Origin of the sequence: Paraburkholderia sp. CNPSo 3076 (assembly GCF_026343935.1) — a bacterium.
Lineage (GTDB): Bacteria > Pseudomonadota > Gammaproteobacteria > Burkholderiales > Burkholderiaceae > Paraburkholderia > Paraburkholderia nodosa.
The window spans coordinates 144408-157901 of record NZ_JAPMAL010000013.1; the positions used below are offsets into that span (position 1 = coordinate 144408).

A 13494-nucleotide genomic window follows, 5' to 3' on the forward strand; every position below is an offset into this window, starting at 1 on the left:
CTAGCGCTGCGGTACGCCGTTGCGCCACTCGCCCCAATGCGTGACGATGTCCTGCACTAGCGGATTGCCCGCGAGGAACAAATTGTCGATCGCGATCGTAAAGCCGCCTTGCGACGTGTAGTTGAGCAGATTGTCAGCGCTCGACTGGCCCGCGTACGGCCGGTCGAAATCCGAGCCGGCGCGCAGCACCGCCACACGGTTCAGGTCGACACGATGCACGTTCGCCGCACGCGTCAGCGCCTCGAAAGTGGCGTTGTCTTCCTGCTGCGTCGTGCAATAGGTGCCCTTGCCGTCGGTCAGGATCTTCGTCCATTGCCGCGCCCGCTCGCCGAGGTCGGTGCCCGACCACCAGGTATCGCCCGCCAGCGTATCGCACTGGATCACGGTCGGCGGACGGTTTGCGGGTGCATAGCTGTATTTGGCACGGGCGGCCTGCGCCTGGGCGTCGTCGGTCAGCGTCACGTTGCGAGACAGCGCGAACGCCGCGTTCGTGAGCGCCGGATTCAGCTGGAACACTTCGGTGCGATAGTCGAGCGGCGGCTTCTGGGTCGGGCCCGTCGTGTTGATGCCGAGATAGCCGGTGTTCCAGCCCGGCGGAATTTCGCGTCCGTCGATCTCCCACTGAATGCCGAAGTCGACGAGCCAGTTCGCCCAGGCAGCGGAACCGACGGTCCCCTGAAGCGGATCGATACCGGCGATGCCCGCCACCATGAAGTATGTATGGCGCAGGTCGAAACGCGGCGAGAACGTCAGCGCCATGATCGACGCGGCGGCGTTCGCGTGCCCCATGCCGGTCGTCATCACGCAGACATCCTGGCGGTTGCAGTGCACGGCCGGGTAATCAGGGGACAGACCCGCGACGGTGATGTCCTGCCACGGTCCGAGATGATCCAGCCACACCTGCCCTTCCGGACCGAACATCGAAATGATCATCACCTTGACCGCCCGGCCATGCGACGCGCCGTCGTCCTGCGCGAAGCTGTCGTCGGCATGCGCGATGGCTGGTGCTGCGGCCGCGCCGGCCACGAGCAACGATGAAATCACTGCGCCAAAAGCACGATTTAGCATGATAGGTCCCACCCGTTATGTAAGAACCGCGGTTGCGAAACGTGAATCGCGTGCCGTGTTGTCGACTGATGTCGTGGTTTTTTTCGGCGTGCAGCGTGGGACCTGGGCGTGAGCCACTCAGGCGACAGTGAGTATAAGCGGAGAAAAAAAATCGCCTGTTACGACCTGCAACGACTACGACTGAACCTCTCCTCCAAGCCACCGTCTCACCCGAGCATTCGGCAGGGACCACGTCGATCAAGCGCGGCCCCACTTTTTTATCCACGACTGGAGGAAATGGAACATGCCAAAGAAGCCCTCAGTTCGAACGTCAACCAGCAGTGGCAGCGGCCGCGTTCTCGCCGCCCCCGTCTTCTCGCAGCCGCAGCCTACGCCAGATCCGCAAACCTTCATCGTCAGGCACGCCTCCGATGTGGCGGCCTACAGGATGATCGACGAACTCAACCGCGAGCACAAACTCAAGGCCCTTGCGTTTCCTGCCCCGCGCGGCGGCGTCGAGCCCCGCCTGACACTCGCTGACGTGATCGACAACGATCAGACCATCCTCGACCAGATCAATGCGAACGGTCAGATCGTTTTTCACTCGACGGGCGATTGCGGCAGTACCCGCGGCCCGAAAACGCAGAACGAGGTGTCCGACAAGATGGTCAGTGACTTCGACGAAACCGATCCTGCCGAAGTGCCGCAATTCAATTTTCTGCTGGGCGACATCGTCTACAGCTTCGGCGAAGCGCAGTACTACTACGATCAGTTCTACGAGCCCTATCGCGACTATCACGCACCGATCCTCGCCGTCGCCGGCAATCATGACGGGATGATCTCGCCTTTGCAGCACGAAAAGAGTCTGCAGGCGTTTCTGCGAAACTTCTGCTCCGACTGCTTTCAGGTCTCGCCCGATGCGGGCAACCTTTCACGTACTGCGCAAATTCAACCTGGCGTTTTCTTTACATTCGAAGCGCCGTTCGTGCGCATCATCGCGTTGTATAGCAATACGCTCGAAGATCCAGGGGTGATTTCGAATAGCGACATTGGCAATAGCCAGCTGAAGTTTCTCAAGGCGGCGTTGACGCGGGTGAAAAAGGAAGGCTACACGGGCGCACTGCTGTTCGCGCATCATCATCCGCCGTATGTCGCGCGCGGACGTCACGGCTGGAGTGTCGAGATGCAGCAGCAGATCGATGCGATCTGCGAAGAGGTGGGCGTATGGCCCCATGCCGATCTTGCGGGACACGCGCACAACTATCAGCGCTTCACACGCACACGCCCGGACGGCACCCACATTCCGTACATCGTGTGCGGCAACGGCGGACACAACGTACAGCGACTGACCACCAACGGACAGCCGCCGCTTCGTGCACCGCAACTGATCCAGGCCGCAACGAAGAGCACCGATGCCGTGGTCATCGAGAACTACGACGACCAGAATTACGGCTATTTGCGCATTGTCGCGAACGACACCCAGTTGCGCATCGAATATCACGCTGCCGTCGATGGACCGTATACCAAGGCGCCCGACGATCAGGTGACCGTCGACCTGAGCACCCGCCAGCTTTCCCACTACGTGGCCCGCAATGCTGGCATACCCGCGCTGGCCACGCGCATCCGTGAATATGCGCAAAGCGGGAAGCCCTGGCGCTGATCGGGACGTCAGCACCGGTACGGTACAAATCAGGTGACGTGTTGAACCCTGAGGAATTCGGTGGCTCGCATCCACGAGTTCCTCTTCTCCCCTCTCTGGATTCTGCGCACGGATCATGCTTTGCCGGAAGTTGATAAAGACTCTTATTCAAGTCCGGCATTCGACATGGTTCCCACGCATGACGTGTGGTCGGATCCGTACGTGACGCCTGGAGACTTTGCCGATGCCAATTTTTCAAAATGCCGTCGGCGAAAAACGCGCAACCGTACAAGGGAACGCCGGGTCATCCCGCCTGCATCGGGCGCTGCATCGCGTTGTTCGTAGTTCTCCTTAGTAGAATCGATTCCCCCGCTCCCCGTGGCACATCGTATGCGCGAGGCGGCTGTTGGCGTACGCGCAGAATTTGAGCGCGGCACCGGCGCACTTTCGAAGCGGTTTGTACGAGGAAAGGGGCGGACGATGAACCGAGCGACGAAACACACGGCGACATGGGTGGTGATGTTAGCGCTGTCCGGTGCGGCTTATGCAGCAGCAGGCGGCAACGGTGGCGGTGGCAATGGTGGCGGTGGCGGCCACGGCGCGGGCGCGGGCGGCAATGGCAATGGCAATGGCAATGGCGGCCACGGTGCGGGCGTCGGTGCGGGTGTCGGTGCGGGTGTGGGTGGCAACGGCGCAGGAGTGGGTGCGGGCGTCGGCGCAGGTGTGGGTGGCAACGGAGCAGGCGTCGGTGCGGGTGTCGGCGCAGGTGTGGGTGGCAACGGAGCAGGCGTCGGTGCGGGTGTCGGCGCAGGTGTGGGTGGCAACGGAGCAGGCGTCGGTGCGGGTGTCGGCGCAGGTGTGGGTGGCAACGGAGCCGGTTCAGGCGGCAACGGCGCAGGCTCGGGGGGCAGCGGTTCCGGCTCCGGTAGCGCCGGTGCCGGTTCGGGTAGCGGCGGCGCAGGTTCGGGCGGCAGTGGCGCAGGTTCGGGCGGCAGTGGCGCAGGTTCGGGCGGCAGTGGTGCGGGTTCGGGAGGGAGCGGCCATGGTGCCGGTAGTTCCGGTGCCGGTAGTTCCGGTGCCGGTAGTTCCGGTGCCGGTAGCTCCGGTGCCGGTAGCTCCGGTGCCGGTAGTTCCGGCACAGGTAGCTCCGGCACAGGCAGTTCGGGCACGGGTAGCTCCGGCACAGGGAGTTCGGGCACGGGTAGCGCAGGTGCAGGCGCCGCCGGCGGAGGTAACGCGAGCGCAGGCGGCCCGGGCGTGGCATCGGCCAGCGCCCTGGGAAGCATGTTCGCCCGGTTGCGCATGAGGCAGAACGTGGTCGCGGTAATGCCCCAGACCGCGCCTGGTGGGAACTCCATAGCGCACGCCGCGCCGGCAACATACAGCCAACCGAGGGTAACGGGTGCGGGCGCCAGCACAAACGCCCCGGCGACGGCTACCTCGGATACCGGCTACGGCCCGCCAGGCGTCATCGGCACGGGGACCGGCTCTCGCGGTACGGCGGCCGCCATACCGGTCAGCAGCGAATACAGCCCGCCGGGTGACATCGGCCCGAGTGTCGGTTCGGGCCCCTGGGGCGGCTTCGCCGTGGATACGGGCGGCATTGAACCACCGATCCTGACCCCCAACGGGCCGGTCAGGTGATCAAGGGCGGTTGCCACGCGGAACTGCTACAGCAACGCGTTGGCACCCGTCCCGGCGCGGGTTTGCGAACCGTTTGCCCTGGTTCCTCGTTTTGATAAGGCAGAGGGTCACCTTCGCCCTACTCGCCCGGATCAACGCCGCGTGCACGACGGCCGTCACGCGCAAACGCGTCCATGATCGCAAGACGATCTGCGCTGTCGGGTGCGGCCCCCCGAGTCCAACGGCACATGACCAGAAGAAATGACGAAGACTTACTCGGACGGACCAGGGTGCGGATCGGGCCATCGCGCAGGCCGCCGCTATCGACGCCAGGAGCCTGCCTGCCGGATGCATTCAAACCTTGCTTCGCACTTGCAAGCGATACCGGCTGGGGCTCTGACCAAACATCCTTTTGAAAGTCGAACTAAACGTGGTCTCCGATGCGTAGCCAACGGCGGCGGCGATGCTCGCGAGATTATCGTTGCCCGTCTTCAAGGCATCCCTTGCGATCGTCATGCGCCAGCGGATCAGATATTCCAGTGGAGGCAATCCCACGAGGTCTTTAAAGCGCTCGATGAAGGCGGTGCGTGACATGCCGACTTTCGACGCCAGTTCGTCCACCTTCCACCGACGGGCCATGTCTTCATGCACCATCTTTAGCGCGGCGCCGATCCTTGGATCCGACAACGCGCCTAGCCAGCCGGTGGACCCCGAACTCGCGGCCAGATGCGCGCGCAGGATGTTCACGAGCACGATATTTGCGAGGCTGCCCGCCATCGCCGCCGCGCCAGGCCGGACTGATTCTGTCTCTGTCCTGATCAATTCGAGGGCCGCACGCAGCGATCTGGCATCCGGAGAATCCGCGGAAACGAGCACGAGCGGGGGCAAGATATTGAGCAGCAAGCCGCTCATGTCTCCGTCGAATTCGAACGTCCCCCCGACGCTTATCGTGCGCGTGCCTCCCCGTCCATAGCGAACGATCCCGTCCGCATCCAGGTGACTGGCAAACACCTTGTCTCCGTCCTGCATTTTCACGGCGGGGTCACTGGCAAAACAGTAGGGCGATCCGTCGGTGAACAGACAGAAGTCCCCCTCCTCCATCTTCGCGGGCGTGGTGACGCCTTCGATCCATACCCATCGGGCGCCCTTGATGACACCGCCGAATTTCACATGACGATAGGCGGGAAATCTCAGGGCCCACGGACCGGCTGCCTCAAAGCGGGCCGAGAGCACGCTTTTGACTTTCAGCAGCGAGAACACATCGGAAAGCGGGTCCATGTGAAATTTGTACGATGCAATAGGAAATCTGATCGATTGATTATGGAATGAACGTACATCATGAGCAAGAATGGCGGCTCCCATCCACTGCCGCCACCGATGCACACAGGAGCGAGGTCCAGAATGTCTCAGAGCCAATTCGCAACCACCCGGGACGAACTCGTCGCACGCTTTATCCCCTTGCTGCAGGAGATCAAGGACATGACCGCGGGCACCGAGGTCGAGCAATGGCTGAATTCGAAATATGGCGTTGAAAGCGCGTTGTACAGGGACCTGTCGCGACTGATTATCGCCGGCGTGAATGAAGGCTGGGCGGCCGACATCGAGGTCGCCGGTCCGCGCTATCGTCGCTCACGAGTCGTCGTGCCGAGCGCGGAGACGCTCTTCTTCAGCGCCACGGCGGTGCTGCTGGACAGCACGGACAATACCCAGAACAACCCGGAAGGCAGCTTGCGCGCCGACGACCATTTGCACCCCTATGGCGAGATCAATCTGGTGGTGCCGCTCAATGAAGGCGCAGCGCTCGCGGGTCCGAACGGCTGGTGTTATGGCGGCTGGACAGCACCCGCGCCGGGCAGCCATCACTTTCCTGAAGTCAAGGGCGGTGCCGTCGTCTCGCTCACTTTTCTACCGGCGGGACGGATTGCCTTCGACGTCGAGCCGCCGCAACTGGCGCGTCGGCCTTCTTCGTCTGCTGCTGGTGGGCGAACGGCCTCTGGGACAAGTGTCCCCGCTTCCGCGTAACCTCAGCCTTGCTTGCGCGGCGCCGAAGTCAGCGCAACCGCCGAGCGCTCGACGGCGTCGGCGATCCGCTTCGACAGCGCCGGATCCGGCACCGCCCGCGCCAGCGTGACTCCGCCCGACAACATCGCAAGCAGCGCGATCGCCTTGTCGTCGCGCGCCGCGCCGGCTTCGTCGGGCAGGCCCGCCGAGACCTCCTCGATCAAGCGGCGCAGCTCCGCCTCATAGGCTTCGCGAGTCTCGCCGTCGGCGCGAACCATCTCGGGCGAAAAGCTCGGCAGCGCGCAGCTTTCGCCGATGTCGCAAGTGCGCTTCGGGCCCAGATAGAAGCCAATGAACGTCTTGAGCCAGCGTTTGCCGCGGCTCGCTTTCAGATCGGCGACGGCGAGCCGCAACTGTTCCATGCCAGCCAGAACCACCGTGCGGAACGCCTCGCCCTTCGATTTGAAGTGCCCGTAGAACGCGCCGTTGGTGACGCCCGCCTCCTTCGTCAGGCCGTCGATGCCGGATCCGCCGTAGCCGTCGCGGCGGAACAGGCGGCTCGCTGCATCGACGATGCGTTTGCGGGTTTCGTTCTTGTGCTCGGCGGTATAACGCATCGGAATCTCACATTCGGAGCGATCGCTCTTTTTTCTTGCTTAAAGAGCAACCAGTGTCTATACATAGAGAGCAGTTGCTACATATATACCACTAACCGCAGTCACTGACACGTGAGGATCTGACATGCCTATCACGCTGACCGTATCCGAAGGAGTGCTGTCCACCGAGGCCGAAGCCCATACCTTCGCCGCCTTGACGCAGGCGTTGTTGAGCGTCGCGCAGCTCGAAGGCAACGCGTTTATGACGCCCAATGTGATCGGAACGCTGAACGTCATACCGGCCGCACGCGTGTTCTCGGCCGGCAAGCCTGCGGCCGCGGCGTTCGTCGAACTCACGCTGCCGCAGATCGCGCTCGCGACGTCCGAGGCCAAACAGGCTTTCACCGAAAAGGCGACCGCGATCCTCGAACGAGCCGCCGGCGGGCGCCTGACGCGGAATCACATCTGGACCAATATCGTCTATGCGGCGGACGGTTCCTGGGGAATCGCGGGCCGTGCCCACAGCAACGCGGAGCTCGTCGAAGCGATACAGGGAGCGGCGATCGAGTGAACCAGGCGCACGCGTTCCACTGGCTTCCGGCTTTCTTCACTTTCGAGTGCGCCTGTTCCGGCGACTGGCCTAAGGCAAAATAGACGCGGAAGTCACGCGCGACGGGCGGCATCGTACCGCTCGTCGCGCCAATCAGACGCGTGGAGATGCGCTATGGATAGCCGCCCGAAAAACCGCTCGACGCTGACTGCGCTGTCGCTCCTGCTGGCTGGATGTGCCGCCAGCGGCGTGCCGCAAAGCGGGTCACATCTGAGTCCAACGGAGTGCCGTGACCTGGCCGCGCTCAGGACCAATGCGCCTCCGACGATGGCACAACACCAAAGCGAAGTTGCGGCGCTAAGGAAAGCCGGCTACGACCCCTCACCATGGAACGACCCGTACTACCCCGAGGATCTTCAGGCGGCGCAGCGCCTGGTCGACCATTGGTTCGCAACGGAGTGCCAGCAGTTTCAAGCCGGGTGAGAAGCCCTGTCACGCCTGTGCTCCTCAGCCGTCAGTCGAGACTGTCACGCTCTCCCAGGCACGGATTTCGTCTTCCAACGTCGACAGCTTGTCCCTCACGAGCCCGAGTGCATCGCTACCGAGCAAAAGATGCGCGGGAGGGTGGTCCGCGGCGATTGCGGCAAGCATCGCGCGCGCTGCCTTTTGGGGATCGCCCAATTGCTTGCCGCTTTTCTCCTCGCGCGCTTTGCGGATGGGATCGAAGTTCGCGTCGTAATCCGGGATCGAACGGGGCGTTCGTCGCATCGAGCGACCGGCCCAGTCGGTGCGGAAGGAGCCAGGCGCAACGGCTGTCACGGCGATACCGAAAGGCTTGACCTCCTTACCAAGCGCCTCGGAGATGCCCTCCAGGGCGAACTTGCTACCGCAGTAATAGCTGATGCCCGGCATGGTGATATAGCCGCCCATCGACGTGATGTTCAGAATGTGGCCACGTCTGCGCGCACGCATGAACGGCAGGACCGCCTTCATCATGGCGACCGCGCCAAACACGTTGACGTCGAACTGTCTGCGCATTTCGGCCAGGGGCGATTCTTCCATGACGCCTTCGTGCCCGTAGCCAGCATTGTTGACCAACACGTCGACCGGCCCGACGCTCGCCTCGATTTCCTCGACGATACCGTCGATCGCGTCGAAGTCGGTCACATCGAGCACGCGTGCGAATGCGGCATTTGCAGAGAGAGACTCGAACTCGCGCTTCGCCTCGAGACTTCTCACGGTACCGACGACTCTGTGACCTGCCGCAACCGCCTCTTGCGCTAGCGCGCGACCAAAGCCGCTGCTCACGCCAGTGATGAGCAGGATTTTGCTGGACTCCATTGAAGCTTCTCCCGAATGTGGTCTGGTGAGTGCATACTAGTCTGAAGAGCGGGCCGAACCAAGCTAGATTCCGCTATTTTTCTTGCCTAAAACTATGAGCACGAAGCGGGCCTCCATCCACAATCCTGACCTCTCGTCGCGCAGCCGCAAGCGCATCATTGCCTTGCTTCGCGCGTTGGCGCCCGAGGAGGGCTACAACCTCACCGCGCTGCCGGGCGTCCGTATCCTGCGTTCGAACCGGCCGCTGTCACGCACGCCCGTGCTCTACGACCCCGGCATCGTGATCGTTTGCCAGGGGCGCAAGCGAGGTTATTTCGGCGACCGTCTCTACCTGTACGATGAACAGCACTATCTGGCCGTGTCCGTGCCAGTTCCGTTCAGCATGGAAACCGACGCAACCGCGGAGCGTCCGTTGCTTGCGCTCTACCTGCATCTCGATTTCACGCTGGCCGCCGAACTGGCTGTAGAGATCGATCGCGAAGGCGTAACGGAGCGCGTGCAAGCGCCCCAAAGCATGATGTCGACGCCGATGGATGACGCGATGCAGGTCTCGTTGCTGCGCTTGCTCGATGCGATGCATCGGCCCCTCGAAGCCGCCGTATTGGGCCCGTGCCTGCTGCGCGAACTCTATTTCCGGGTGCTCACCGGCGCACAAGGCAGCTCGATGCGCGAGGCTTTGGCGATGCGAGGTCAGTTCGGCCGGATAGGCAGATCGCTACGCCTGATCCATGCCGGCTACGCGCAGCCGCTGGACGTGATGCAGTTGGCGCAGGAAGCTGGGATGAGCGTGCCGAGCTTCCATAGCCACTTCAAGGCGATCACCCAGGTCTCGCCGATGCAGTACGTGAAGTCGACGCGTTTGCATCAGGCTCGCCTGTTGATGGTCCGCCAGGACCTGACCGCGGAGGCGGCGAGCCTCGCGGTGGGCTACACGAGTGCGTCCCAGTTCAGCAGGGAGTTCAAAAGACTCTTTGGCCTCACGCCTGCAGCGGAAACGAAGCGGATACGTGCAAGCTTTGCCATTCCGGAGCCGTTTGCGGATGCGATATATGTTTCCTCGCACTGAGTCTGGCGCACGCAGGTCGAGCACCGACTTAGGGACGTACCGCCGCGGGCCATCGGACTCTTTCGTTATCCTCACAGACGTCCATAGCTGTGCAACCCGGACAGGAACATGTTCACCCCCAGGAATGCGAAGGCGGTGACCAGCAAGCCCGTGAGCGCCCACCACGCAGCAACATGCCCCCGCAACCCCTTCATCAGCCGCATATGCAGCCAGGCCGCATAGTTCAGCCAGACGATCAGCGCCCACGTTTCCTTCGGATCCCAGCTCCAGTAACCGCCCCACGCCTCGGCGGCCCACAGCGCGCCGAGAATCGTCGCAATGGTGAAAAACCCAAAACCGACGGCGGTCGACTTGTACATCACGTCGTCAAGCACATCGAGCGCAGGCAGCCGGTCTGCCAGCACGCCCCGCTCCTTCAGCAGGTACGCCACGCCCACCATCGCCGACAGCGCAAAACTGCCGTAGCCGATGAAGTTGGCCGGGACGTGAATCTTCATCCACCAGCTTTGCAGCGCCGGCACCAGCGGCTGGATCTGCTGCGCGTCGCGCGCGATCGAGTACCACATCAGGAACCCGACCGCCGCGCCGATCACCAGCAACACGAAGGCGCCGAGCGAGCGCGTGTTGTAGTGCTCCTCGTAGTACAGGTAAAAGAGTGCCGTGATCACGCTGAACAGCACGAACACTTCATACAGATTCGAAATCGGAATATGGCCGACGTCCGTACCGATCAGGTACGACTCATACCAGCGCACCATCATCCCGACGAAACCCATCAGTACCGCGGCCCACGTCAGCTTCGAGCCGATTGCGCCGCCCGACGGCGAGCGCGACAGCGTGCCCAACCAGTAGAACAGCGTGGCCAGTACGAAAAGCACGCTCATCCAGAGAATGGCCGACTGGCTGGACAGGAAATACTTCAGGAAGAACGTGCTGTCGGCGCGCCCCAGGTCGCCCTGGTACATCTGGATCGCGAACAGCGATAGCGCTGCGATTGCGGCAATCAGCATCCGCGCGGGCTTCCATCGCCAGCCGAGCACGACGAAGACCGGCACCGAGCAGACCAGCACCAGTCGATCGTAGGCGCTCATGTACGCGTGGTAGCGCGACAAGGCGAAGCCGGTGCCTGCAAGCATCGCGAGGGCAAACAGCCAGTCGAATGCACCGAGGCGCCTCGCAAAGGAACGCTCCTCGGACAACAGACTCGTTCGATCCGCGCTCCACGTGGGCCGAGGCCGATGCATCGCCACTGAAGCCGTTACCGCTGCATCGGAAGACGATGAGGATGATTTCATGGCATTTAAAGTTCAAAGATGACGTCGACGGATCGGTGTCTGCGCGCCTGCTTGCTCATCGATCGCCAGGGGGACCGGCAGACGCCTCCCCTTCGGGCGGAAACACCTCGACGTACGCCGCGACGGCACGCATATCCCGATCCGACATGTTGGCGCACACCGCCTTCATGGCCGCGCCGCGAGGCCGGGTGTCGGTTCGCTGGAAGACCTGGAGCTGCTTCATGACGTAGTCCGCGTGCTGGCCCGCAAGCCGGGGAAACTGATTCATCCCTTCGCCATGCTGGCCATGGCACGCCATGCATGGCGTGACGCCCTTGTCCGGCAGGCCCAAATGATAAATCGCGTTGCCTTCATTGATGAGCGCGAGATCGCTCGCTTCACCGAGGACTGCGGGTTGACTCGAGAAGTACGTCGCAAGCTCGTCGATCTGCGCGTCAGTCAAATGGGTGAAACCCCACATAAAACGCTGCGCGTTCGGGTCAGCTCGCGAATGACTCTTGAAGTCCGTCAGTTGATCGACCAGGTATTCCTTGCGCTGCCCAGCGAGCTTCGGAAACGTAGGCGACACCGAAACGCCGTTCGCACCATGGCAGTTCGAGCACACCTGCAAGGCGATGGTCTTTCCGCGCACCTGCGGGTTGTCGACCTGCCGCGAATGCTCCAGGTCCTGACATGCCGTCCCGGCCAGCAGCATCCCGATGGAGACGATATGCGTCACTTTGCTCATGGCAACAACCTCCTTGCTGCATCCTTTACGGTCCTCTGCCACTCTCACGGTGCACGGGCCGTCACCACGAAGCAGCCCACAGATAGATGAAAAGCGTGTCGTTGTCTCTCGCGTTGCGCCCGGCGCCGTCGTAGTTTGACGTGGCTCCCAGAAACTTGGTGTAGTGCGTGTACTGAATGCCTATCCGGATGCGTTGATTCGGGATCCAGAATATTTCAGGCGTCCATCCCTGCGTGTTCGGGTGGAAGTTCGCGCTGGCCGCGTAGGCTGTGCTGTCTGGACTACCGGTCGTGTTGAAGAACGAAAGACTGAACCCGTACTTGGCCTGGTAGACATACGATGCCTTGATCCTCAGCGAGTCGAGATTCCCCGACGTGCTGTCGCTGAACACGAAATTGTTCGGATCATGGACGTTCTCACGCACATAGCGAGCTTGCGCAGTGATCGTGTGCGGCTCGAGCAGGTACTCGTACTGAGCGTCCATGCCGTAATCGCGGTAGCGCGTCACGCCCTGCGTAAAGATCGGGAACTGGTTGGCGTCGTTCGGATAGATGTTCACGTTCAGCATGAACGCGCCGACCATTGCGCTATGGGGTCCCCAGTCTCGCGTCAACGCGATGCGCGCGTACGGGTTGTAACCGCGCAGATAGGTTTGAGGGTGAGCCGAGTCGCCTGCCTTGTTGCCGTGACTCATGAACGACCAGATGCCGTCGGCCGTGCTGTACGCGGTCAGTTCGGCGTAGACCGTCTTGTTCCAGTACAGGTAGCCGCCGATGCCTGCCACCTGGGTCGCAAGACTTCCTTCGATGACCGGAAGATTGGGGATTTTGGCAACCGGACTGATCGTCGATGAAATGTACGGATAACCCCATGCCGGCGCGGAGTTCCAGACATCCTGCACGGTCGGATTGTTGTGCAGCGTTACACCGAGGATAAGGTCGTTCGCTTCGCCCATGATCCGGTCCACGAACCGGAAGTCTGTATTGTCGGATGCCCAGTGGCCTTCCCATTTGTTCGTTGCGCCATTCTGATGGTCGTAGTTCGTGTAGGTAAACTGCGTAAAGGCACCAATTTTGTCGGTGATCTTTCCGGCAAGGAAGATGCTCGCGAAGTCGAATATCGGGAGACCATTTTTGGTGTTGATGGTGTTGCCGCTCGCGTCAGTATTGACTCGCGTCTGGCTCAGATTGCCGATTGCCATCGCGGCAATCGGGATCGTGCGTTCACCTAGCGTATAGCCAGTGAGCTTGAACATGCGCCCATATGGCGTGAGTTCAGGAAATTGCCCCCCGGCGTGGCAAGCCACACAACTCTGGCCGGTTTGGCGCGCGAAGATCGGCAGCGCGTGTGCGACGGTCGCCGGCAACAATGCCAGCAACACGAATGCAAGTGCCCACCCACAGAACAGCCAATGATGAAATGCTGCATGGCTGACGAGTACCTTTCTCATGGCTGTCACTCCTGCGCCGCGTCGAGAAAATGCGTAGCATCGGCGGTAGGCGCTGAAGTCCGTACTCCGTGTGCCGCGGCGATCAAGGAGCGACAGGCTCCATCTGGTGAAACCGTTCACGATGAACCCTTTTCACGCACGCGACGTCTGCATTGTGCA

At 62.0% G+C, this 13494-nt stretch carries 13 protein-coding genes and 1 pseudogene; 5 read left to right on the top strand and 9 right to left on the bottom strand.

What is annotated here, in order from left to right; translation table 11 throughout:
- Window positions 1–1068: a purine-nucleoside phosphorylase gene (locus tag M3A49_RS16865; RefSeq protein ID WP_266229694.1), complete on the bottom strand. Its 1068-nt coding sequence runs from the start codon at window positions 1066–1068 to the stop codon at window positions 1–3.
- A gap of 283 nt (window positions 1069–1351) precedes the next feature.
- On the opposite strand from M3A49_RS16865, the gene M3A49_RS16870 reads away from it, so the two are divergent.
- A complete protein-coding gene (locus M3A49_RS16870; RefSeq protein ID WP_266229696.1) occupies window positions 1352–2707 on the top strand; it encodes a metallophosphoesterase family protein in 1356 nt (451 codons plus the stop codon).
- Between the two features lie 501 nt (window positions 2708–3208).
- Here the strand turns inward: M3A49_RS16870 and M3A49_RS16875 are convergent.
- The 3 genes from M3A49_RS16875 to M3A49_RS16885 all read right to left on the bottom strand — a co-directional run bounded on the left by M3A49_RS16875 (window position 3209) and on the right by M3A49_RS16885 (window position 5587).
- Entirely contained in the window at window positions 3209–3331 is a 123-nt protein-coding gene (locus tag M3A49_RS16875) for a hypothetical protein (RefSeq protein WP_266229697.1), read from the bottom strand.
- Window positions 3332–4137: 806 nt separating this feature from the next.
- Window positions 4138–4290 carry a hypothetical protein gene (locus M3A49_RS16880; protein WP_266229698.1) on the bottom strand — a complete coding sequence of 51 codons (153 nt, stop codon included), beginning with the start codon at window positions 4288–4290 and terminating at the stop codon, window positions 4138–4140.
- Window positions 4291–4663: 373 nt separating this feature from the next.
- Window positions 4664–5587, bottom strand: coding sequence for an AraC family transcriptional regulator (locus tag M3A49_RS16885; RefSeq protein ID WP_254354210.1), 924 nt, complete (start codon window positions 5585–5587; stop codon window positions 4664–4666).
- Window positions 5588–5710: 123 nt separating this feature from the next.
- Between M3A49_RS16885 and M3A49_RS16890 the strand changes: the two are divergent.
- Window positions 5711–6253 (top strand): annotated as a pseudogene (locus tag M3A49_RS16890) (DUF4863 family protein); the annotation flags it as partial.
- Window positions 6254–6333: 80 nt separating this feature from the next.
- Here M3A49_RS16890 and M3A49_RS16895 read toward each other — a convergent pair.
- A complete protein-coding gene (locus M3A49_RS16895) occupies window positions 6334–6927 on the bottom strand; it encodes a TetR/AcrR family transcriptional regulator (RefSeq protein WP_028207410.1) in 594 nt (197 codons plus the stop codon).
- 124 nt (window positions 6928–7051) lie between these two features.
- Between M3A49_RS16895 and M3A49_RS16900 the strand changes: the two genes are divergently transcribed.
- Together M3A49_RS16900 and M3A49_RS16905 are read left to right on the top strand one after the other, a co-directional pair.
- Entirely contained in the window at window positions 7052–7477 is a 426-nt protein-coding gene (locus tag M3A49_RS16900; protein WP_266229700.1) for a Tautomerase enzyme, read from the top strand.
- 153 nt (window positions 7478–7630) lie between these two features.
- Window positions 7631–7939: a DUF4148 domain-containing protein gene (locus tag M3A49_RS16905; protein ID WP_254354206.1), complete on the top strand. Its 309-nt coding sequence runs from the start codon at window positions 7631–7633 to the stop codon at window positions 7937–7939.
- Between the two features lie 24 nt (window positions 7940–7963).
- On the opposite strand, the gene M3A49_RS16910 is transcribed toward M3A49_RS16905, so the two are convergent.
- Window positions 7964–8797, bottom strand: coding sequence for an oxidoreductase (locus tag M3A49_RS16910; RefSeq protein WP_254354205.1), 834 nt, complete (start codon window positions 8795–8797; stop codon window positions 7964–7966).
- Window positions 8798–8891: 94 nt separating this feature from the next.
- Here M3A49_RS16910 and M3A49_RS16915 point away from each other — a divergent pair, with 94 nt between their 5' ends.
- Entirely contained in the window at window positions 8892–9863 is a 972-nt protein-coding gene (locus M3A49_RS16915; protein ID WP_266229701.1) for an AraC family transcriptional regulator, read from the top strand.
- A 71-nt stretch (window positions 9864–9934) separates the two neighbouring features.
- Here the strand turns inward: M3A49_RS16915 and ccsB are convergent, their stop codons facing one another.
- The 3 genes from ccsB to M3A49_RS16930 form a co-directional block, all read right to left on the bottom strand.
- Window positions 9935–11107, bottom strand: coding sequence for a c-type cytochrome biogenesis protein CcsB (gene ccsB / locus M3A49_RS16920; protein WP_254354313.1), 1173 nt, complete (start codon window positions 11105–11107; stop codon window positions 9935–9937).
- Window positions 11108–11213: 106 nt separating this feature from the next.
- On the bottom strand, window positions 11214–11885 hold the full coding sequence (locus M3A49_RS16925; RefSeq protein WP_254354203.1) for a c-type cytochrome: 672 nt from the start codon (window positions 11883–11885) through the stop codon (window positions 11214–11216).
- A gap of 61 nt (window positions 11886–11946) precedes the next feature.
- The gene (locus tag M3A49_RS16930) at window positions 11947–13455 is read right to left on the bottom strand and encodes a cytochrome C (RefSeq protein WP_266229703.1); all 1509 of its coding nucleotides are present in this window, start codon (window positions 13453–13455) and stop codon (window positions 11947–11949) included.
- Between the last annotated feature and the right edge of the window lie 39 nt (window positions 13456–13494).